General features: G+C 71.8%; 23 protein-coding genes. 8 read left to right on the forward strand and 15 right to left on the reverse strand.

Translation table 11 applies throughout. The features are described from left to right. Positions 1-18: 18 nt before the first annotated feature. The 4 genes from ABZ937_RS22065 to ABZ937_RS22080 form a co-directional block, all read right to left on the reverse strand. Positions 19-621, reverse strand: a complete 603-nt coding sequence (locus ABZ937_RS22065) for a PadR family transcriptional regulator (RefSeq protein WP_361694343.1) — start codon at positions 619-621, stop codon at positions 19-21. Positions 622-658: 37 nt separating this feature from the next. Then, on the reverse strand, positions 659-1,201 hold the full coding sequence (locus ABZ937_RS22070) for a DinB family protein (protein ID WP_361694345.1): 543 nt from the start codon (positions 1,199-1,201) through the stop codon (positions 659-661). A gap of 135 nt (positions 1,202-1,336) precedes the next feature. Further along, on the reverse strand, positions 1,337-2,797 hold the full coding sequence (locus ABZ937_RS22075) for an aldehyde dehydrogenase family protein (RefSeq protein ID WP_361694347.1): 1,461 nt from the start codon (positions 2,795-2,797) through the stop codon (positions 1,337-1,339). 96 nt (positions 2,798-2,893) lie between these two features. Next, entirely contained in the window at positions 2,894-3,718 is an 825-nt protein-coding gene (locus ABZ937_RS22080; protein WP_361694492.1) for a helix-turn-helix transcriptional regulator, read from the reverse strand. Positions 3,719-4,082: 364 nt separating this feature from the next. Between ABZ937_RS22080 and ABZ937_RS22085 the strand changes: the two genes are divergently transcribed. Further along, positions 4,083-4,559, forward strand: a complete 477-nt coding sequence (locus tag ABZ937_RS22085) for an ATP-binding protein (RefSeq protein WP_361694349.1) — start codon at positions 4,083-4,085, stop codon at positions 4,557-4,559. Between the two features lie 111 nt (positions 4,560-4,670). On the opposite strand, the gene ABZ937_RS22090 is transcribed toward ABZ937_RS22085, so the two are convergent. The 8 genes from ABZ937_RS22090 to rpmG all read right to left on the reverse strand — a co-directional run bounded on the left by ABZ937_RS22090 (position 4,671) and on the right by rpmG (position 8,202). After that, positions 4,671-4,889: a DUF397 domain-containing protein gene (locus ABZ937_RS22090; protein WP_048910258.1), complete on the reverse strand. Its 219-nt coding sequence runs from the start codon at positions 4,887-4,889 to the stop codon at positions 4,671-4,673. 208 nt (positions 4,890-5,097) lie between these two features. Beyond that, positions 5,098-5,571, reverse strand: a complete 474-nt coding sequence (locus ABZ937_RS22095; protein ID WP_361694351.1) for an SRPBCC domain-containing protein — start codon at positions 5,569-5,571, stop codon at positions 5,098-5,100. Then, positions 5,568-5,915, reverse strand: a complete 348-nt coding sequence (locus ABZ937_RS22100; RefSeq protein ID WP_361694353.1) for a metalloregulator ArsR/SmtB family transcription factor — start codon at positions 5,913-5,915, stop codon at positions 5,568-5,570. Before ABZ937_RS22100 ends, ABZ937_RS22095 begins: the two co-directional genes overlap by 4 nt. Before the next feature lie 24 nt (positions 5,916-5,939). Continuing rightward, positions 5,940-6,314 (reverse strand): VOC family protein, encoded by a 375-nt coding sequence (locus ABZ937_RS22105; protein ID WP_361694355.1) that lies wholly within the window; start codon positions 6,312-6,314, stop codon positions 5,940-5,942. A 65-nt stretch (positions 6,315-6,379) separates the two neighbouring features. After that, entirely contained in the window at positions 6,380-6,613 is a 234-nt protein-coding gene (rpsR, locus tag ABZ937_RS22110; protein WP_361694357.1) for a 30S ribosomal protein S18, read from the reverse strand. Positions 6,614-6,620: 7 nt separating this feature from the next. Beyond that, positions 6,621-7,781, reverse strand: a complete 1,161-nt coding sequence (locus ABZ937_RS22115; RefSeq protein WP_361694359.1) for a GTP-binding protein — start codon at positions 7,779-7,781, stop codon at positions 6,621-6,623. Next, positions 7,781-8,029 (reverse strand): type B 50S ribosomal protein L31, encoded by a 249-nt coding sequence (locus tag ABZ937_RS22120; protein WP_361694361.1) that lies wholly within the window; start codon positions 8,027-8,029, stop codon positions 7,781-7,783. The genes ABZ937_RS22115 and ABZ937_RS22120 overlap by 1 nt, the downstream gene beginning before the upstream one ends. Before the next feature lie 8 nt (positions 8,030-8,037). Further along, positions 8,038-8,202: a 50S ribosomal protein L33 gene (gene rpmG / locus ABZ937_RS22125; protein WP_020141033.1), complete on the reverse strand. Its 165-nt coding sequence runs from the start codon at positions 8,200-8,202 to the stop codon at positions 8,038-8,040. 61 nt (positions 8,203-8,263) lie between these two features. Here rpmG and rpmB point away from each other — a divergent pair, with 61 nt between their 5' ends. Continuing rightward, on the forward strand, positions 8,264-8,500 hold the full coding sequence (gene rpmB / locus ABZ937_RS22130) for a 50S ribosomal protein L28 (protein WP_361694494.1): 237 nt from the start codon (positions 8,264-8,266) through the stop codon (positions 8,498-8,500). A 7-nt stretch (positions 8,501-8,507) separates the two neighbouring features. Beyond that, positions 8,508-8,813, forward strand: a complete 306-nt coding sequence (gene rpsN / locus ABZ937_RS22135) for a 30S ribosomal protein S14 (protein ID WP_361694363.1) — start codon at positions 8,508-8,510, stop codon at positions 8,811-8,813. A 66-nt stretch (positions 8,814-8,879) separates the two neighbouring features. On the opposite strand, the gene ABZ937_RS22140 is transcribed toward rpsN, so the two are convergent. Next, a complete protein-coding gene (locus tag ABZ937_RS22140; protein WP_361694496.1) occupies positions 8,880-10,103 on the reverse strand; it encodes an RNA-guided endonuclease TnpB family protein in 1,224 nt (407 codons plus the stop codon). 290 nt (positions 10,104-10,393) lie between these two features. Here ABZ937_RS22140 and ABZ937_RS22145 point away from each other — a divergent pair, with 290 nt between their 5' ends. Both ABZ937_RS22145 and ABZ937_RS22150 read left to right on the forward strand, forming a co-directional pair. Then, a complete protein-coding gene (locus tag ABZ937_RS22145; protein WP_361694365.1) occupies positions 10,394-10,882 on the forward strand; it encodes a hypothetical protein in 489 nt (162 codons plus the stop codon). Positions 10,883-11,044: 162 nt separating this feature from the next. Continuing rightward, the gene (locus ABZ937_RS22150) at positions 11,045-11,560 is read left to right on the forward strand and encodes a DUF4232 domain-containing protein (protein WP_361694367.1); all 516 of its coding nucleotides are present in this window, start codon (positions 11,045-11,047) and stop codon (positions 11,558-11,560) included. Between the two features lie 28 nt (positions 11,561-11,588). Here ABZ937_RS22150 and ABZ937_RS22155 read toward each other — a convergent pair whose 3' ends face one another. Continuing rightward, positions 11,589-12,698 carry a DUF2786 domain-containing protein gene (locus ABZ937_RS22155; protein ID WP_361694369.1) on the reverse strand — a complete coding sequence of 370 codons (1,110 nt, stop codon included), beginning with the start codon at positions 12,696-12,698 and terminating at the stop codon, positions 11,589-11,591. Between the two features lie 161 nt (positions 12,699-12,859). On the opposite strand from ABZ937_RS22155, the gene ABZ937_RS22160 reads away from it, so the two are divergent. From ABZ937_RS22160 to ABZ937_RS22170, 3 genes are all read left to right on the forward strand, one after another. Next, a complete protein-coding gene (locus ABZ937_RS22160) occupies positions 12,860-13,486 on the forward strand; it encodes a LysE family translocator (RefSeq protein ID WP_361694371.1) in 627 nt (208 codons plus the stop codon). A 73-nt stretch (positions 13,487-13,559) separates the two neighbouring features. Further along, positions 13,560-14,306, forward strand: a complete 747-nt coding sequence (locus ABZ937_RS22165; protein WP_361694373.1) for a Clp protease N-terminal domain-containing protein — start codon at positions 13,560-13,562, stop codon at positions 14,304-14,306. A 48-nt stretch (positions 14,307-14,354) separates the two neighbouring features. Then, positions 14,355-16,043 (forward strand): bifunctional 3'-5' exonuclease/DNA polymerase, encoded by a 1,689-nt coding sequence (locus tag ABZ937_RS22170; protein ID WP_361694375.1) that lies wholly within the window; start codon positions 14,355-14,357, stop codon positions 16,041-16,043. A gap of 19 nt (positions 16,044-16,062) precedes the next feature. Here the strand turns inward: ABZ937_RS22170 and ABZ937_RS22175 are convergent, their stop codons facing one another. Further along, a complete protein-coding gene (locus ABZ937_RS22175; RefSeq protein ID WP_361694377.1) occupies positions 16,063-19,392 on the reverse strand; it encodes a BTAD domain-containing putative transcriptional regulator in 3,330 nt (1,109 codons plus the stop codon). Between the last annotated feature and the right edge of the window lie 396 nt (positions 19,393-19,788).

The following is a 19,788-nucleotide window of genomic DNA, read 5'->3' on the forward strand; positions in this document are numbered from 1 at the left end:
CGATCCGAACGACAGGACCTAGCCGCCCGCGTCCTCGGCGAGCAGGCCGGCGAACGGATCGCCCTCGCCGGCGAAGGTGTAGGCGCCCTTCTCGATGCGCTCGACCAGGCCCCGGGTCCACTCGGCCTCGGAGTCCGCCGTGTGGATCCACATGTTCATGATCTCGCCGATGTGGCCCAGCTGTTCAGGACCGTCCTCGGGGATGTAGTGCTCGGTCACCGAGGACCGCCACGCCCCGATCCTCCGGGTCCGCTCCTGCAGCAGGGCCACCGCCTCCGCCCTCGGCAGGTCCACCATGAAGCCGATGGCCGCCGTCTTCACGTCGCCCCGCTGGTCGTAGGTGACCAGCGCGTCCCGCAGCAGGGTGAAGTACTCCTCGGTGCCCTTCTCGGTGAGTTCGTACTCGGTGCGCGGCGGGCCGCCGGCCGTGGACGGCGCGATCTCGTGCGCGTGCAGCAGTCCCTGCCGGGCCATCTGCTTCAGGGCGTGGTAGATGGAGCCCGGCTTGGCGTGGGACCACTCGTGCGCGCCCCAGTACTCCAGGTCGCTCCGGACCTGGTAGCCGTGGGCCCGCCCGTGCTGGCGGACCGCGCCCAGCACGAGAAGACGGATCGCTGACATGCGGTCCAGGTTATTGCCGTGGGGCTAGACCCTGCCGTCAAACGCCCGCCTGCTCCAGTGCCACCAGGTCGTACGCGGTCTTCCCGTCCAGGGACTCGCGGAGGATGTCGGCGTGGCCGGCGTGCCGGGCCGTCTCGCGGATCAGGTGCAGACACAGCCAGCGCAGCGAGACGCGGCCCTCCGGCGGGAACCAGGGGTCGGGCGGCAGCGGGAAGGTGTCGTCCAGGCTGGGCGCGGAGAGGATGAACTTCTCCGTCTCGGCGGCCACCTCCTCCCAGTACGCCAGTTGCGCGGCGACCGTCTCGTCGCCGATCAGCTGGAAGGTCTCGTGCCAGTTCGACTCGTCACGGTATACGGCGGGCGGCTCCTGCTTGGCGCGGGCGATCCAGCCCTGCTCCCCCTCGCAGACGTGCTTGAGCAGGCCGCCGAGAGACAGTTCGCCGACGCCGGGCCGGGTACGGGCCTGCTCCTCGGTCAGCCCGAGCAGCGCCCGGCGGATCCCGCCGCGCTGCTCCTCGATGAACGCGAGCAGCGCTCCCCGCTCGTCGCCCTTCATCTCCGCCGGAACATGCATGACCATGACGTGCTGCCTTTCGTCCGTGCCCGTTCACCGGGGCCGCTTGCGCCCCGACACGGAAAACGCTACGGGCCATTGAGGACAGTTACTGTCCTCAATGGCCCGACACCACGAAGAACCAGCCGGACGAGGTGCCGGCTAGAACGGGAAGCCGCTGCGGCCGTGCTGCACGGAGATCCACTTGATCGTGGTGAACGCCTCCAGCGTCGTCTCGCCGTTGAGGCGGCCCAGGCCGGAGTGCTTCTCGCCGCCGAAGGGCACGATCGGCTCGTCGTGCACGGTGCCGTCGTTCACGTGGAACATGCCGGTGTCGATCCGCTTGGCGAACGCCACGCCCCGCTCGATGTCACCGGTGTGGACGGCGCCGCTGAGGCCGTAGGGGGTGTCGTTGACGATCCGGACCGCCTCCTCCTCGCCGTCGAACGGGACGAGGAAGACGACCGGGCCGAAGACCTCCTGCTGGAGCAGCGCCGAGTCGGCGGGGACGCCGGTCAGCACGGTGGGCTCGACCAGGTTGTCGGTCGTGCCGCCGTGCACCAGCGCGGTGGCGCCCTCGGCGAGCGCCTGCTCGACGGCGCCGGAGATCGCGTTCGCCTGAGCCGAGTTGATCACGGGGCCGATCACGGTCTCCGGGTCGCGCGGGTCGCCGACCTTCAGGGTCCGGACCTTGGCGACGAACTTCTCGGTGAACTCGTCGGCGACGGAGGCGTCCACGAGAACGCGGTTGGCGGCCATGCAGACCTGGCCCTGGTGCACGAACCGGCTGAAGACGGCCGCGTCCACCGCGTAGTCGATGTCGGCGTCGTCCAGGACCACCAGCGCGCTGTTGCCGCCGAGTTCGAGGACCGCGCGCTTGAAGTTCCTGGCGCAGACGGTGGCGACGTGCCGGCCGATCTTGTCGGAGCCGGTGAAGGAGATGACCTTCGGGACCGGGTGCTCGATGAACGCGTCGCCGATCTCGGCGATGTCGGTGACGACGACGTTGAGCAGGCCGCCGGGCAGCCCGGCCTCCTCGAAGATCTTCGCGATCAGGGTGCCGCCGGCGATCGGGGTGTTCTGGTGCGGCTTGAGGACCACTCCGTTGCCGAGCGCGAGGGCCGGGGCGACCGACTTCAGCGACAGCAGGAAGGGGAAGTTGAAGGGGCTGATCACGCCCACGACACCGACCGGTACCCGGTAGACGCGGTTCTCCTTGCCCTCGGCCGGGGAGGGCAGGATCTTGCCCTCGGGGCGCAGCGCGAGGTGGATCGACTCGCGCAGGAACTCCTTGGCGAGGTGCAGCTCGAAACCGGCCTTCACGCGCGTGCCGCCGAGTTCCGCGATGATCAGGTCCGCTATCTCCTGCTCGCGGTCCTCTATCAGCCTGAGCGCCCGCTCGAAGACCGCGCGCCGGGTGTAGGGGTTGGTCTCGGCCCACTTCTTCTGGGCGCGGGCGGCGGCCCGGTACGCCTGGTCCACCTCGTCGACCGTGGCCACCGTGATCGAGGCCAGCTTCTCGTCGTCGTAGGGGTTGAAGTCGATGACGTCCCAGGAGCCGGTGCCCGGGCGCCATTCGCCGTCGATGTACTGCTGGGCCAGGTCGGTGAAGTAGGACGACATGTGATCCCTCAATCGCTAGCGGACACCAGATCTACGCCACGTCTGATCGGACGTCATGGTACTTCCGATACAAGGGAGTTGGCCCAGGAGATCGGGTCAGGAGAGCTGCACGAGGCCGCGGAGCAGGTCCCGGCTCTCGTCCGGGCCCGGGCTGTCCTGCTGCAGTTCCTTCAGGGCCTGCTCGTACTGGGCGACGTCCTCGCGCTTGTCCAGGTAGAGGGCGCTGGTCAGCTGCTCCAGGTAGACCACGTCGGACAGGTCGGACTCGGGGAAGCTGAGGATGGTGAAGGCGCCGCTCTCGCCCGCGTGCCCGCCGAAGCTGAACGGCATGACCTGGAGCCGCACGTTGGGCAGCTCGGAGATGTCGATCAGGTGCTGGAGCTGGCCGCGCATCACCTCGCGGTCCCCGTAGGGGCGGCGCAGGGCGGCCTCGTCCAGGACGATGTGGAACTCGGGGGCGTTGTCGGAGAGCAGGTACTTCTGCCGCTCCAGGCGCAGGGCGACCCGGCGCTCGACGTCGGCGACGCTCGCACCCCTCATGCCGCGCCGGACCACCGCGCGGGCGTACTCCTCGGTCTGCAGCAGGCCGTGCACGAACTGCACCTCGTAGACGCGGATCAGCGAGGCGGCACCCTCCAGGCCCACGTAGGTGGGGAACCAGCTGGGCAGGACGTCGGTGTAGCTGTGCCACCAGCCCGCCACGTTGGCCTCCCGGGCGAGGGAGAGCAGCGACTCGCGCTCCGCCTCGTCGCTGATGCCGTAGAGGGTCAGCAGGTCTTCCACGTCTCTCGTCTTGAAGCTCACCCGGCCCAGCTCCATCCGGCTGATCTTCGACTCGGAGGCGCGGATCGAGTACCCCGCCGCCTCGCGCGTGATCCCCCGCGCTTCACGCAGTCGCCTGAGTTGCGAGCCGAGCAGCATCCGCCGCACCACCGATCCGGGCTCTCCCGCGCTCACGTTCGCCGCCTCCCCAACCGTCTTCAGGGCCCGAAGTCTGCCACTAAAACGCTTCGCGCAGTACTCGTCCGGTTACGGAAACGGAAAGAGCTCGGCCGTTTCTGCCGGGTCGGGACCGGGAAGAGGTCCGGACCTCTGACGGGACCGTGATGAAGATGGCAGAAAAAATGGCCAAGAAGCGGTACGGGCAGTGCCATTTCGGTCGCGTGCACGTGCATCTGCCCTTGCATCTGCTCTGCGCATCCGAAACCATGGTGCCGCGCCACCGCTGCATCGCAACGACCGCGAATTCCCGGGAGTGCCTCGCATGGGGACGAATGGATCGACCATGCTCAAGCCGTTACGGCAGGGCCTTCCGCCGTTGGATCCCGCGGCCGTGTCCGACGCCGCCTCCTGCGCCCTCCCCGCCCGTTACGAGGCGGTGCGCGAGGCCCGGCACTTCACCCGTCGCACGCTGGACCAGTGGGACGTCGGCGACCGCTTCGACGACATATGCCTCGTCGTCTCCGAACTCGTCACCAACGCCCTGCGCCACGCGGTGCCGGCCGACCAGGTCTGCGCCGACGAGCGCAACCCGTCCGTGCGGCTGCACCTGATGCGCTGGACCGGGCGGCTGGTGTGCGCGGTGCGCGACCCGAGCCACGAGACCCCGGTCCCACGGGACTCGGACGACTTCTCCGCCGAGTCGGGGCGCGGCCTGTTCCTGGTCGACTCGTTCGCCGACAGCTGGGGCTGGCACCCGCTCGCGGGCACGCTCGACGGCAAGGTGGTCTGGGCGCTGTTCCGGCTCCACACGGCCGGCTGATCGGGTACGGCGCCGACGGACGCCCGGCGTCTACGCGCGTACACACGACGCACACCTCCGGGCCCCCGCCGGACATCGTTGCCACCGCCCGTGGCGGCCGTACCCCGGCGGTCAGCTCGCGATCAGGTGGTCGAACTCGCCGTCCTTGACGCCGAGGAGCATCGCCTCGATCTCCGCACGCGTGTAGACGAGCGCCGGCCCGTCCGGGAAGCGGGAGTTGCGGACGGCGACCTCGCCGCCCGGCAACCGCGCGAACTCCACGCAGGAACCCTGCGAGTTGCTGTGCCTGCTCTTCTGCCAGGCCACTCCGTCCAGCTGCGTGGCAGCCATGCCGTTGTACACGTCGTACCCCCCGTACACGCTGTCAGCGTCGCGGTCCACAGGTCGCTCCCCGGTGGTGCACTGGCTGGTGTGGCCATGGATGCTGTGGTCAACTGACCCGGATCATAACTCTTTCACGTGCAACTGCATGCGCAGATGCACGTGCACGAGGGGTGGTTCCGCGGTTACAGCTTTGACGACTGCTTTACCCGAGCTGTTACCCGATCAGCTCCAGCACCTGCCCCAGAGCAGGCAGGACATGCCCCCGCCAGCCCCCGCCCATGATCTTGCGCGCCATCATCTGAGCCGGGTCGTCCGGATCGAATCCCTCGTGCACTAGGAAGAGACGCGTACCGCGCCCTTCCTGTTCCAGGGTCCAGGTGATGGTCCAGTCCGCGGGGTTGGCCGGATCGGCGTCCGTCCACCGGAGGGACAGCATCCGCTCGGTGTCGTAGGCGAGCACGCGCACCTCTACGACACCGGAGAAGCCCGTGCCCGGACGCGGGACGGAGGTCATCCGGTACCGGTGGCCGACCTGGAGCCGAAAGTTCTCGGCGCCCGGCATCTGCCAGCGGGCGAGCAGCTCGGGGTCGGTCAGGGCGCGCCAGACCTTGGCGGGCGGGTGCGGGAAGAACTGGTCGACGTGGATCGTGGTGAGGTCGTCCGCGTCACTCTCGGGCGCTGGGTTCATGACTGGTCATCGTCGGGCATCCGGTCGAGCAGATCGCCGAGGCCCTTCAGCCGCTCGCGCCAGAACCGCTCGTACGGATGGAGCCAGTCCTGGACCTCGGCGAGGGGGGCCGCCTCCAGGCGGTAGATGCGCTGACGTCCGGAGCGCTGCTCGGAGACGAGGCCGGCCTCCCGGAGCACCTTGAGGTGTTCCGAGAGGCTCGGGCGGCGCATGTCGAAGTGGTCGGCCAGGGCCTGGACCGCCTGCGGCCCGCGCTCGCGCAGCAGCCGCAGCACCTCGCGGCGCGTGGCGTTGGCGAGCGCGGCGAAGACACGGTCCTCGGCGGCGGTACCCGTCCCGTTCATGGAGCGGTCGGATTCATGGGGCGGTCAGAAGCCTTCCTTCTCCGTCAGCAGCATCAGACCGTTGCCGTCGGGGTCCGTGAAGGAGGCCATCCGCCCCCAGGGGAGGTCGTCCGGTCCCTGCACCGCCGCACCGGCCGCGGCGAGCCGGGCGCAGTCCGCGTCGACGTCGGTCGTCACCAACATGATCCCCCGGGCCGAACCGGGCTCGAAACCGCCCATGCCGGGCCCGGAGAGGGTGAAGACGGTCTGGGCGCCTTCGGGGGCCACCTGGAGCCAGCGCCCCTGGGGCATGTCCCGGTCGGCGGTCACCTTCAGTCCGAGGACGTCCGTGTAGAAGCGCAGGGCGCGGTCCTGGTCGGAGACGGGAAGCGTGACGAACGAGGCGTGTGTGATGGTCATGCCCCGGAGAATAGGTAGGCGATCCCCTACGCGTCAACCGTAGGAGATCGCCTACCTATACGTGTTCACCTGCTGGAGTACGGCAGCAGGGCCATCTCCCGGGCGTTCTTGATGGCCCTGGCCAGCAGTCGCTGCTGCTGCGCGGTGACCCGGGTGACCCGGCGACTGCGGATCTTGCCGCGGTCCGAGACGAACTTCCTCAGCAGGTCGGTGTCCTTGTAGTCGACGTAGGTGATGCCGGCCTGGTCCAGGGGGTTGGGCCGGCTCCTGGCGGGCTTGCGGTCGCTCGTGCGGGGCATGGTGGGGTCAGACCTCCAGCAGGGTGTCGAAGGCGGGCGGGAGCTTTTGCCAGGAGTCCCGCCCGGCGGCGTACTCGGCGTCGGTGAGCAGGCAGGACTCCAGCAGGTGCACGAGTCCGTCGCGGTCGAGGCCGGGCGAGGTGAAGACGAGGTGGCTGCAGCGGTCGCCGTGCTCCGGATGCCAGTCCAGCGCGGCGGCGGCGCGGCGCACCGGCGGGACCAGCTCCCAGGCCGCGTCCGGCAGCGCGGCGAGCCAGGGGCCCGCGCTCTCCACGCACAGCGCCCCGCCGGCCGCGTCCCAGTGCAGCAGCGTGTCCGTCTTGTCGGCGAGCCAGAACCGGCCCCGGCTGCGCGCGGCGGCGCAGGTCAGGTCCTCCAGCGCGGCGTAGAGCCGCTCGGGGTGGAAGGGCCGGCGGCGGTGCCAGACCAGGGTGGAGACGCCGTGGTCGTCGGCCTCCTGGGGCAGGAGGGCGCAGGCCGGGTGCTGGGCGGCCGCCGCGGCCTCCACGTCGAAGCCGGCGAACGCGGCCTCGGCCAGCGGCCCGCGGGCGCCGGAGGTGGGGGCGCCCGCCGGGTCACCGTGGCCGATCGGGACCCGGCGGGCCGTCGGGTGGAGCTGCGCGAGCAGCTCGCGGTCCTCGTCGTCGGCATCCGGGGAGTCGGCGACGGCGAGCACGGGGGCGTACTCCAGCTGCCGGGCGAAGGTGTCGGCGACCGTGCGCTGGTCGGTGGCCGCCGCGGCGAGCCCGGCCTCGGCGAGGTCGTCGCCGTTGCCGAGGTACGGCAGCACCAGTGCCGGGTCGACGGCGGTGATCACGGACGTGACGGTGAGCCCGCCCGCCGCGATCACCTCGGCCATCGCCTTGGGCTCGACCGAGTCCCACAGCTCGACGATCGCGAGCCGGGTCGTGCCGTCGTCGGCGAGCCGGCGCAGCTCGGGCACCAGGTCCTCGCGCAGGGCGCAGCAGGCGCAGTCGCCGACCAGGGGCGTCTCGCCCGTGGACACGAGTCCGTCGCGGTCGCGGACGGTCCGTACGACCGTGCCGGCGGCGGCCGTCGCGAGGTCGTGGTGGAGTACGACACTCCTGGGTACGTCGGCGAGCAGCCGGGCCACCGTCGCCCTGCGGGCGTCGGCGTGCAGCCCGCCGACGATCACGACGGAGAGCATCAGCCCCTCTTCCCGTACCGGCGCTCGAAGCGCTCCACACGGCCGGCGGTGTCCAGCACGCGCGCGGTGCCGGTGTAGAAGGGGTGGCTGACGTTCGAGATCTCGACGTCCACGACCGGGTAGGTGTTGCCGTCCTCCCACTCGATCGTCTTCTCGCTCGTCATGGTCGAGCGGGTGAGGAAGGCGTGGTTCGCGGCGCGGTCCCGGAAGACGACGGGGCCGTAGGCGGGGTGGATTCCGTTGCGCATGGCGGCGGTCAGCGCTCCTCTCGGAAGTCGACATGGCGGCCGGCGACCGGGTCGTACTTGCGCAGCGTCATACGGTCCGGGTCGTTGCGGCGGTTCTTGCGGGTCACGTAGGTGAAGCCGGTCCCGGCGGTGGACCGGAGCCTGATGACCGGGCGGAGTTCGTTGCGTGCCATGCTGCTACCTTACTGAAAATGAATTCCATTTGCTTCGATGTCTGAGGAGAGCTACGTCACCATGTCCGCGCACTGCATGCTCACCGGGGCCCGGCCGGGCTTCGGCAACCGCATCTCCCACTCCCACCGGCGCACCTCCCGCCGCTTCGACCCGAACATCCAGACCAAGCGCTACTGGCTGCCGAGCGAGGGCCGGCACGTCCGGCTGCGGCTGAGCGCGAAGGCGGTCAGGACGGTGGACGTGATCGGCGTGGAGGCGGCCGTGTCGCGCATCCGCGCCCGTGGAGTGAAGGTCTGAGGATCCGATGGCGAAGAAGAGCAAGATCGCGAAGAACGAGCGGCGCAAGGAGATCGTCGCCCGGTACGCCGAGCGCCGCGCGGAGCTGAAGGAGATCATCCGGCGGCCCGCCACCACCGAGGCCGAACGGCTCGCCGCGCAGCGGGAACTGCGCCGGCAGCCACGGGACGCCAGCGCCACGCGCGTCCGCAACCGCGACCAGGTCGACGGCCGCCCGCGCGGCTATCTGCGCACTTTCGGCCTGTCCCGGGTGAGCCTGCGGGAACAGGCCCACCGCGGATTCCTGCCCGGCGTCCGGAAGTCTTCCTGGTAACTGCTGTTGACTTGCTCTCCCTCCTGGAGGAGGGAGACTGCGGCCTGCCCGTCTGATGCTGTGCCATTACGCGGCACGGGCATCGGGCGGGCTTCCGTGGCTTCCTGCTTCGTCGCGCTGTGCCAGAACGGGTTCTGGTCCTACCGGCGCTCCACAGGCTGTCACCGCCAGTCCGGCGGCCGATTTCACGTTCTTCGCGGCGTTGTGGTCCCGGTCGTGGACGGTGCCGCAGGCCGTGCAGGTCCATTCACGCACGTGCAGGGGTTTGGGGCCGCTGCGATGACCGCAGGCGGAGCAGACCTGGCTGGTGGGCTCAAACCTGCCGACCTTCACAAAAGTCCGTCCGTACCGCTTCGCCTTGTACTCCAGCATGCCTACGAACTGTGACCAGCCCGCGTCGTGGACGCTCTTGGCCAGTCGGGTGCGCGCCAGGCCCTTGACCGCGAGGTCCTCCACGGCGACCGCTTGGTTCTCACGGATCAGCCTGGTGGACAACTGGTGGTGGAACTCCCGGCGCGCGTCGGCCACCTTCGCGTGAGCGCGGGCAACCTTCAGGCGGGCCCTTTCACGGTTATTCGATCCCTTCTGCTTACGGGACAGCTCCCGCTGTGCCTTCTTCAGCTTCTTCTCCGCGCGGCGCAGAAACCGCGGGGAGTCGATCTTCGTGCCGTCGGACAGCGCTGCGAAGTGGGCCAGTCCGAGGTCGATACCCGTACTCGCTTCCGTATGCGGCATCCGCTGCAGATCCGCTGCCGGGTCGGTGTCGATGACAAAGCTGGCGAAGTACCGGCCCGCCGCGTCCTTGATAACCGTGACCGAGGATGGGACAGCGGGCAGGACTCGGGACCACTTCACCCGCACCTCACCGATCTTCGGCAGGTGCAACCGACCGCCGGGCGTGACGGACCAGCGGGCATTCGCGGTGAACCGGATCGACTGTCTGCGGTCCTTGCGGGACTTGAAACGCGGGGCGCCCAGCTTGGGGCCCTTGCGCTGCCCTTCGAGCGAGGCGAAGAAGTTGCGATACGCCGTCTCGGCGTCACGCAGGGACTGCTGCAGCACCACCGCGGAGACCTCGCCCAGCCAGGACCGCTCGGCGGTCTGCTTGGCCTGGGTGATCAGCACGCGGGACAGCTCGGCAATCTTCGGGAACGGCCTGCCCGCCGCGCGGGCGTCCTCACGGGCGCGCACCGCGTCGTTGAACACAACGCGGGCACACCCGAACGCCCGAGCCAGCGCTACGCGTTGCCCCGGCGTCGGGTACAGGCGGAAGCCGTACCGAAGCTGCATGCCGATCAAGCTACGAACTTGGTTGTGGCCGAGATGTAGAACGTCAGAACTGATCGAGATGCGTTTTCGTGATGCTCATCCACCCGGTCTTGTGACCAAGTTCCGGCGCAGGGTGTCCACGGACTGACCGAGTTCAACGGTGAGGGCAACCACGACGCCCCGCGTCGCAACCGCCGGATTGGCTTCACCACCGGCCCGAAGGCCGATGCACTGCGAATGAATCCCGGTAGTTTGTGCTGCGGGCCAGCCGGCGAGGGCGGTCGGCCGCTACCGCGGAGGGAGCTTTTTCGGTGACTACTGCGAGGGTGCGGGGCGCGGTCTTGGCCGCAGGACTGGCGGGCGCGCTGGCGCTGACGGCGTGCAGTGAGGGCTCCGGGAACGGCGGTTCCAGGGACAAGGAAGGATCGTCGGCCTCGTCGTCTTCGTCGTCCGGTACGGCCTCCCCGGGCGTGACCGGCGTGTCCGCCAAGCTCCAGGGCAGCTGGATCACCACCGCCGACGGCACGATCGTGGCGCTGGTGATCAACGGGAAGCAGGCCGGGATCTTCGCGACCGGCGGGAGCATGTGCAGCGGGACCGCGGGCACCGAGGGCGGCATGCAGATGATCCATCTGACCTGCGCCGACGGCGGCAAGGACCGGGCCACCGGCATGGTCGACTCGGTCGACGGCACGACGCTGAAGGTGACCTGGTCGGGCAGGACCGGCCAGGAGACGTACACCAAGGCGGAGGGCGGGAAGCTGCCGACGGGGCTGCCGACGGTCCCCGTGAAGCAGTGAGGACACCCCTGAAGTGGTGAAGGACCTCTGACGTGGTGAAAGCACCTCTGACCTGGTGAAGGCCCACTTGAAGCGGTGAATCGGGCCGGGGCGCGTGATCCCGTCCCGGGCTCAGGGGCCATGATGCGGGGAGACCGTCACGACCTCGATGGGAACCTGCTCATGCGCGCCATTCCGCTCACCGTCACCGCCCTCGCCGCCGCCCTCCTGCTGACCGCCTGCAACGACAGCGGCGGGGGCAAGAACGGGAAGAGCAGCTCCGCCTGTGCGATCGGCGGGGTCTCGGTGCAGATCGGCTCGGCGAGCGTGGCCCCGGCCGCCGGGGACACCGGCGAGATCCCGGTCAGCATCACCAACCAGAGCGCCCCCTGCACCCTGGACCGCTTCCCGGGCGTCTCGCTGAACGCCGACGGCACCGAGGCCACCGTGCCCGTGCTCAAGGGCGCGAAGGCGCAGCAGCTGAAGCTGGCCAAGGGCGACTCCGCGAGCTTCTCCCTCAGCTATGTGCGCGGCAGGGACGGCGACAAGAACGCCCTGGCGGCGAAGACCGTGAAGATCACCCTGCCCGGCTCGGACACCAGCCGGAGCTTCCCGTGGTCGTACGGCCCGGTCGCCGGCAAGGCCGACGGGAGCGGACCGGACGCGTCCGTGAGCGCCTTCCAGCAGGTCGGCGACTGACTCCCGGTCAGGCCGCGGCCGGCGACGCTCACTCCAGCCGGGGGCGGGCCCTGACCTGCGCCCGGTCCGCCGCGCGTGCGCCCTCGGTCCAGCCCGCCGCGTCGCTCACACCGCGCAGCCGGGTCGTGGTGGTCTCCGGGAACATGCGTTCCAGCCGGCCGGTGACGGCTATCGCGCGCGTGGCCAGCACCGGCAGCAGGTCCTGGGTCACCTGGGTCTCGGCGGCAGCGGCGAGCCGGTCGCCCACGCGGTGCGCGTATGCCGCGAGGAACGACTGCCGGAAGGTCTTGGTGCGTTTGCGTCCGCCGGCTCTCTGGGCGGCCTCGGCCTTGGTCATCGCGTGCGTGGCCTGCACCAGCAGCGAGGTGTAGAGCAGCTCGACCGCCTCCAGGTCCGCCTCGAAGCCGACGACCGTGGAGAAGGCGAGCGGTTCGTTCCACACCGCGCGGCAGTGGTTCGCCGTGGCCACCGCGTCCAGCAGGACCGCCTTGGCCTGTTCGTACGGCGGCTCGACCCCGATGCGGCAGGCGCCGGGCGCGTCCGGCGCGGGTGCCTCGGCGGCGAGCAGCGCCTCGTCGACGCTGTGCCGGGCCATCAGCTCCTGCGCCTTGGCGCTGAGTGCCTCGGCCTCCTCCGGATACCCGGTCGCCTCGGCCTTGGCGAGCAGCGCGCGGATGCGGGTGAGCATGCGGGAGGCGGCCGGGCCGGGGGTGCGGCGGTGCTCCTCCTCCAGGGGCTCCAGGGCGGGCAGGCGCAGCAGCAGGCGGTACAGCTCCAGGACGGTCGTGGCGTGCGAGAAGCGGTCGGTGGTGCGGTCGGGGTCGGCGGGCAGGTCCGCCAGCTGGTCGGCCCAGCGGCGCCCGCGCGGACGGTCCCGCCCGGCCTGCGCCCGGATCAGCGCGGCGGCGAGGCGGACGTGCGCGTCCTCCAGCTCGCTCCGGACCAGCCGTACGACATCGGCGGGCTGCCAGCCGCGCTGCCAGGCCGTCGCCACGAAGTCCTCGCCGCGTCGCGCGAGTTCGGCGTCGGCCATGGGCTCGGCGGCGAGCAGGGACGCGCCCGTGTCGAGGCCGGTGTCGGTGTCGCCGTAGAGAGCGGCCCCGAAGGCCCGCTCGACGGTACTGGCAGTGCTGGTCACACAAACGATCGTGCCACGCGCCACCGACAACGGGCGGAGACTGTCCACAGGCTGTGGACAGTGAGGGCGGTATGCCGGGCGCCGTTCGCGAGCCGGGGCGTCTCGGTCTCACTCCCCGGAATTGCGCTCCGCGCGCGTGGGTGGGCGCCAAGCATGGCGGCATGATGGACATGTCTCTCTACGCGGCGTTCCTCGTCGCCGCGTTCGCGCTCTGCATCACCCCCGGTCCCGACATGATGTTCATCGTGGCGGTGGGCGGCCGGGGCGGCCCGCTGACCGGGGTGACGGCCGCCGCCGGGGTGGCCTGCGCGATGTTCGTGCACGCCGTCGCCGCGGCGCTCGGGCTGTCCGCGCTGTTCCTGACCCTGCCCGTGCTCTACCACGTGCTGCGCTGGGCCGGCGCGGCCTATCTGCTGTTCCTCGCGGTCAGGGCGTTCCGCGGCGACGGCGAGCCGGCCGGGACCGGGCCGGCGCCGGCGAAGGGGCGCCGGCGGGCCTTCTGGCGCGGAGCCGTCACCAACCTCCTCAACCCGAAGGTGATCCTCTTCAACGTCTCCTTCCTGCCCCAGTTCGTGAACCCCGACCTCGGGCACGTCCGGGAGCAGTTCCTGGTGCTGGGCTGCACGATCACGGCGATGGGTCTCCTGGTGGACGGCTCGGTCGGGCTGCTGTCCGGCAAGCTCGCCTCGCTGCTGCGGCGCAGCCGGCGCGTGGCGCGGGGCCTGGACTACTTCAGCGGGACGGTGTTCGCCGGGCTCGCGGTACGGCTCGCGGCCACGCCCGAGTAGGGCGGAGCATCAAGAGGAAGGTGGCGTCAACTATCGGTTGACACCCTCTGGGGTGCAACCTACGGTTGACATCATGGCGACCAACCCGAACATCACGGCATCCGTACGCCTCGACGACCTCATCGAGGCCATCAAGAAGGGCCACCCCGAGCCCCTCGACCAGCTCCAGGACGCGGTGATCGCCGCCGATCACCTCGGTGACGTGGCCGACCACCTGATCGGCCACTTCGTCGACCAGGCCCGTCGCTCGGGCGCGTCCTGGACCGACATCGGCCGGAGCATGGGCGTGACCCGGCAGGCGGCGCAGAAGCGGTTCGTGCCCAAGGAGTCCGCCGACCTCGACCCCAGCCAGGGCTTCAGCCGCTACACCCCGCGCGCCCGGAACGTGGTCATGGCGGCGCACAACGAGGCGGTGGCCGCCCGCAACGCCGAGGGCCGCCCCGAGCACCTGGTCCTCGGCCTGCTGGCCGAGCCCGACGGTCTGGCCGCGAAGGCGATCACCGCGCAGAACGTCCTCCTGGACGCCGTACGCCAGGCCGCGACCGCCGCGCTGCCGCCCGCCGCGGACGACGTCCCCGACCTCGTCCCCTACGGCCCCGAGGCCAAGAAGGTCCTGGAGCTCACCTTCCGCGAGGCCCTCCGGCTCGGCCACAACTACATCGGCACCGAGCACCTGCTGCTGGCCCTGCTGGAGCACGAGAACGGCCAGGGCGTGCTCAGCGGCCTCGGCCTCACCAAGGCGGCCACCGAGGAGCACCTCGGCAAGATGCTGGCGCTGCTGCTGGAGCGGACGGCCGAAGCGGGCGGCGAGCAGGGGTAACGCCGCAGGCCAGGGCGATTGTCAGTGGCCCCTGCCACACTCGCAGTCATGACCGACCGGTGGGCGCTCGCACCGGCCGAGGACGGTGGCGTGGACGTCGCCCCCCTCGGCCCGGACGGGCTGCCCGCCGGGCCGGTGCGGCGGGAGAGCGATCTCGCCGAGGCGGTGCGGAGCCGCCCGGAGGTGACACGCTGGGTGTGGCGGTCGACCCCCGAGGTCTACCCGAGTCTGCTCGCCGCGGGGGTGCGAGTGGAGCGGTGCTACGACATCGAGGACGCCGAGACACTCCTGCTGGGCCACGAGGGCCGGTACGGCGAGCCACGCTCGGCCGCCGCCGCCCTGGCCCGCCTCCGCGGCGGCCCCGTCCCGCCCGACCCGCCGCAGCGCGCGGCCGAACGGGGCGCCCAGTCACCGCTGTTCGAGCCCGCCGGCGTCCGCCTGGCCCTGCCGGACCTGCTCGCGGTCTACGCCGACCAGCTGCGGCGGCACGAGAAGACCGCCCACCCCGACCGGATGCGGCTGCTGACCGCCGCCGAGTCGGCCGGGATGCTGGTGGCCGCCGAGATGAACCAGGCGGGTCTGCCGTGGAGCGCCGACGTCCACCGCGAGCTGCTGCACGACCTGCTCGGCGAGCGGTACGCGGGCGGTGGCGAGCCGCGCCGCCTCGCCGAGCTGGCCGACGAGGTGTCCGCGGCCTTCGGGCGCCGGGTGCGGCCGGATCTGCCCGCCGATGTGGTCAAGGCCTTCGCGCAGGCCGGGATCAAGGTGAAGTCCACCCGCCGCTGGGAGATCCAGTCCGTGGACCACCCGGCGATCGAGCCCCTGCTGGAGTACAAGAAGCTGTACCGCATCTGGGTGGCGCACGGCTGGTCCTGGCTGCAGGACTGGGTCCGCGACGGCCGGTTCCGCCCCGAGTTCCTCGCCGGCGGCACGGTCACCGGGCGCTGGGTGACCAACGGCGGGGGCGGCCTGCAGATCCCCAAGGTGATCCGGCGGGCCGTGGTCGCCGACCCCGGCTGGCGGCTGGTGGTCGCCGACGCCGACCAGATGGAGCCGCGCGTGCTGGCCGCGATCTCCCGCGACCCCGGCCTGATGGAGGTGGCCGGCCGCACGAGCGACCTCTACCAGGCCGTCTCCGACCGCGCCTTCTCCGGCGACCGGGACCAGGCCAAGATCGCCGTGCTCGGCGCGGTCTACGGCCAGACCTCCGGCGACGGCCTGAAGAACCTCGCCGCGCTCCGCCGCCGCTTCCCGAAGGCCGTCGCCTACGTCGACGACGCGGCCCGCGCGGGCGAGGAGGGCCGGCTGGTGCGCACCTGGCTGGGCCGCACCTGCCCGCCGGCCGCAGGAGCGGGCGAGGGCGCGGAGGAGGCGGGCATCCCGGTGGCCGGCGAGGAGGAGCCGGAGCCCCAGACCGGCTGGGTCCCCGGGTACGCCTCGACCAACTCCCGCGCGCGGGGCCGCTTCACACGGAACTTCGTCGTCCAGGGCAGCGCCGCCGACTGGGCCCTGCTGCTGCTCGCCGCGCTGCGCCGGGCCTGCGCGGACCTCAAGGCCGAGCTGGTGTTCTTCCAGCACGACGAGGTGATCGTGCACTGCCCCGCCGAGGAGGCCGACGCCGTCGTCCGGGCCGTCCACGAGTCCGCCGCCCTCGCCGGCCGGCTGACCTTCGGGGAGACACCGGTGCGGTTCCCGTTCACGACGGCGGTGGTGGAGTGCTATGCCGACGCCAAGTGAGCTGTTCCGCGGGGCCTGGTCAGCCCTCAAGAAGCTCCCGCAGCTCCGCCAGCACCGCCTGCGCGTCGGTGCCGTCCAGGGCCGCGCGGGCCGCGCGCCACGCGTCGTACGCCTCCGCCCGCCGCCCCTGCTCGCGCAGCAGGAGGCCCTGCTGGTGCAGGGCCAGTCCGCCCATGTAGCGGTCGGCGCGGGCGTCGGCCCGGCGCAGCAGCTCGGCGCACTCGCCGGCCGCCCGCTCGGTCCGCCCCAGCTGCCGCAGCGCGCGGACCAGGCCCAGCCGGGTCTGGGACTCGCCGTGCCAGTCGCTGTGGCCGCCGAGGATGCGCAGGCTCTCCTCGAAGTGCCGGGCGGCGGCGGCCGGTTCGCCGAGGGTGAGCTGGGCGTAGCCGATGTTGCAGTGCGCCGAGTGCTGCACGATGACCGCGCCGATGGAGTCCCCGATCGCCAGCGAGCGCCGGTGCTGCTCGATGGCGGCGCGCGGGTCGGTGTGCTCGTAGAGGTTGCCCAGGTGGCTGCGGGTGACGGCCTCGCCGTAGGGGTCGTTCAGCAGCCGCGAGTAGGCGAGGCTCTGCCGCAGCGCCTCCCCCGACTCCTCGAACCGCCCGAGCCCCTCCAGCAGCAGCCCGCGGTTGTTCAGGCAGCGCCGGATCCGGGAGGCCGTGCCCAGCTGCTCCCAGATCTCCAGGGCCTGGTCGGTCAGGGTGAGGGCGTCGTTGTGCCGGCCGGTCAGGAAGTGCAGGCCCGCGAGGTCGCCGAGCGCGTACGCCTCGGCCGCCGGGTCCCGCAGCCGCCGCGCCGCACCGAGCCCGGCCCGCCCCAGCACCTCCATCTCGGCGACCTGGCCACCGCGCTGCACATACGGGAAGAGCAGCCGTACGAGCGTCGAGAGATGGGCCGCCGTGCACGGATCGTCGGTGTCCGTGTTCCGCGCCACCAGGGAGACGACGTTCTCCAGCTCCACCTCGCCCCAGGCGAATGCCTCCTCGGCCGATTCGAAGGGCGCCAGCGCGGCCACGTCCGCCGCGTGCCCCGGCGGCTGCGCGGCGGTCGGCCGCCGCCGGTCGTCCTGATCGAGCCCGGGCCCCACCACAGCCGTCAACACCCGCTCGGCCACGGCGGCGTACCAGCGGAGGGCGGTGAGGTCGGGGGCGGTACGGGGGTTGGTGCTCGCGGTACCTGCGGGGCTGTGGGTCTCGCCGGCGGCGGTGGGTGCGGTGGGCTGCGGGTCGGCGTCCGCCAGTTCGCGGGCGAAGTCACGGACCAGGTCGTGGGGGGCGTAGCGGCCGTACGCCGTCTCCTCCAGGAGGGCGACGTCGACCAGACGGTCCAGCGCGGCCTCGGCGCGGCGCTCGTCGGTGCCGGTGAGGCGGGCGATCAGCGGGGCGCCGTACGTCGGCAGGTCGAGCGCGCCGATGTGGCGCAGGGCGAGGGCCGCGTCCCGGTCGGCCTCGCGCTCGGCGGCGGCGAGCGCGTCGTGGGCGACGGCCAGGGAGCGGCGGACGCTCAGATCGTCGTACTCCAGGTGGTGCAGGCGTCCGCCGGTGGCGGCCAGTTGTCCGGCCAGGACGTCTGGGGTGAGGGCCCGGCGGGCGGCGAGCCGGGCGGCGACCACGCGCAGCGCCAGCGGGAGCCGGCCGGTCAGCTCGACCAGCGCGTGGCCGGCGTCCAGGCCCGCGCGTCCGCTCACCGCGCGCAGCAGGGCCGCGCTGTCCTCGCCGGTCAGCGGGGAGAGCGGGAAGCGCCGGGCGCCGTCGAGCGCGGTGAGCGGCGAGCGGCTGGTGACGATCACCGCGCAGCCGGGCCCGGCCGGCAGCAGGGGCCGTACCTGGGCCGCGTTCGCCGCGTCGTCCAGCACCAGCAGGATGCGCGCGGGCGCGAGCAGCGAGCGGAGCAACGCGGCGGCGGCATCCGGGTGTTCGGGGATGTTCCGGGGCTCGGCACCGAGGTCGCGCAGCAGCGCGGCGAGCGCCTGTGCGGCGGTGAGCGGGGTCATGCCCGGGGTGGCGCCATGCAGGTTGACGTAGAGCTGACCGTCGGTGAAACGTTCCCTCAGCTCATGGGCGACATGCAGGGCCAGCGCGCTCTTGCCGACGCCTGCCATGCCACTGATCACCGCGACGGCGGGGGCCGGGGCGGGCGGCTCGGTCAGGGCTTGGCGCAGCTCGCGACGGGCGTCGGAACGGCCGGTGAAGTGGGCGGGCGGGGCGGGTAGCTGGGCTGGGCGGGGGGTCTGGCGGGCGGGGGGAGCGTCGGCGTCTCGTGGGGAGGTGGGGGGCGTAGGGGGCTCGACGGGCTCAGGGGGCGTGGGGGACGCGGAGGATGCGGCGGCCGTGGGGTGCGCCGGGGTCGTGGTGGCATCCGTGGTGTCCCTGGCGTCCGGGACCTCGTCGGTGGGCGAGTCGGTGTTCCGCTGCGGCCGTCCGGCCGGGCCGGTCGGCTGCGGAGCCCCGTGCGACTCGTCCCGCCGTCGCCCCTCGCCGCTCTCCCGCAGCACCTCGACATGCGCGTCGCGGACCGCCGCGCCGGGTTCGATGCCGAGTTCCTCCACCAGGCGGGCGCGCAGATCGCGGTGGACGGCGAGGGCCTCCGCCTGGCGGCCGGTGCGGTGCAGGGCGAGCATCAGCTGACGGTGGAACGCCTCGCGCAGCGGATGCTCGGCGACCAGGGCCGCCAGCTCGGGGACGAGTGCGGCCAAGCGGGCGCCACCGAGGGCGAGTTCGGCGTCGTAGCGCCATTCCAGCAGGAGCAGCCGGGCCTCTCCCAGCCGCTGCACGAGGGCGTAGCCGCCGATGTCGGCGGGGAGCCCGCTCAGCGGGGTGCCGCGCCACAGCGCGAGCGCGGCGGCGCAGGCCCGCACGACGCCGGACCAGTCCCGCCGGGCGTGCGCGGCCCGCGCCTCGGCGACCCGGGCGTCGTAGACGTGCACGTCCAGCTCGCCGTGGTCGACCCGCAGCACATAGCCCGGGGGTACGGCCCTGAGTCGTTCGGGGTCGTCCAGGAGCCGGCGCAGCCGGGTGACGTGGTTGTGCAGGGATGCCTGCGCGGAGACGGGCGGCGCGCCGCCCCACAGCGCGTCCTTGAGCGACTCGACCGAGACGACCCGGCCGGACTCCAGCAGCAACGCGGCGAGCAGGGCGCGGACTTTGGGGCTGCCGATGGCCCGGACGCCGTTGTCGAGGGTGTCGTCGCCGGCGTTCTCGTCCTGGCGGCCGGGAGAGGGCTCGACGGAGGTTCCGGGAGGGAGATCGCCGGAGGTTCCGGGAGAGGTGTCGTACGAGATCTCGTACGACGATCGGTCGTAGAGGACCGGCGGTCCCAGCAGTCCGAAGCGCAGCTCGCACCGCCGCATCACGCCGTTCCACTGCCTTCCCGCGCGGTCGGGGCCGACCGTGCTCCGCGACGGGCGTGTGCCCGCCGTTGCCTGGCGGATTCCCACCCTGTCCACAACGGTTTCCCGCCACCTTCTGCCCATCGGCCCGGCACCGGATTCCGCCCGGTCCAGGGGTTGTTACCGCCACCGACGGATGACTTCCGGCCAACCCGTCCGCGGCCCGCCGACGAACCGTTGGCCACATGTTAGCGATCCGTTGGCGAATCCTGATGTGATCATTCCATCGGATCTGGCCCGACGGCGCGCGCGTATGTCGCGTTACTCGGGGGAGTGTCGCCGCAGGCTGGATCCGGGGACGACAAGGGCCCCGGCCGGCGGAGGTGAACGACCGGGGCCCCGTCCCGCTTTTTTCCT

Origin of the sequence: Streptomyces sp. NPDC046727 (assembly GCF_040645635.1) — a bacterium.
Lineage (GTDB): Bacteria > Actinomycetota > Actinomycetes > Streptomycetales > Streptomycetaceae > Streptomyces.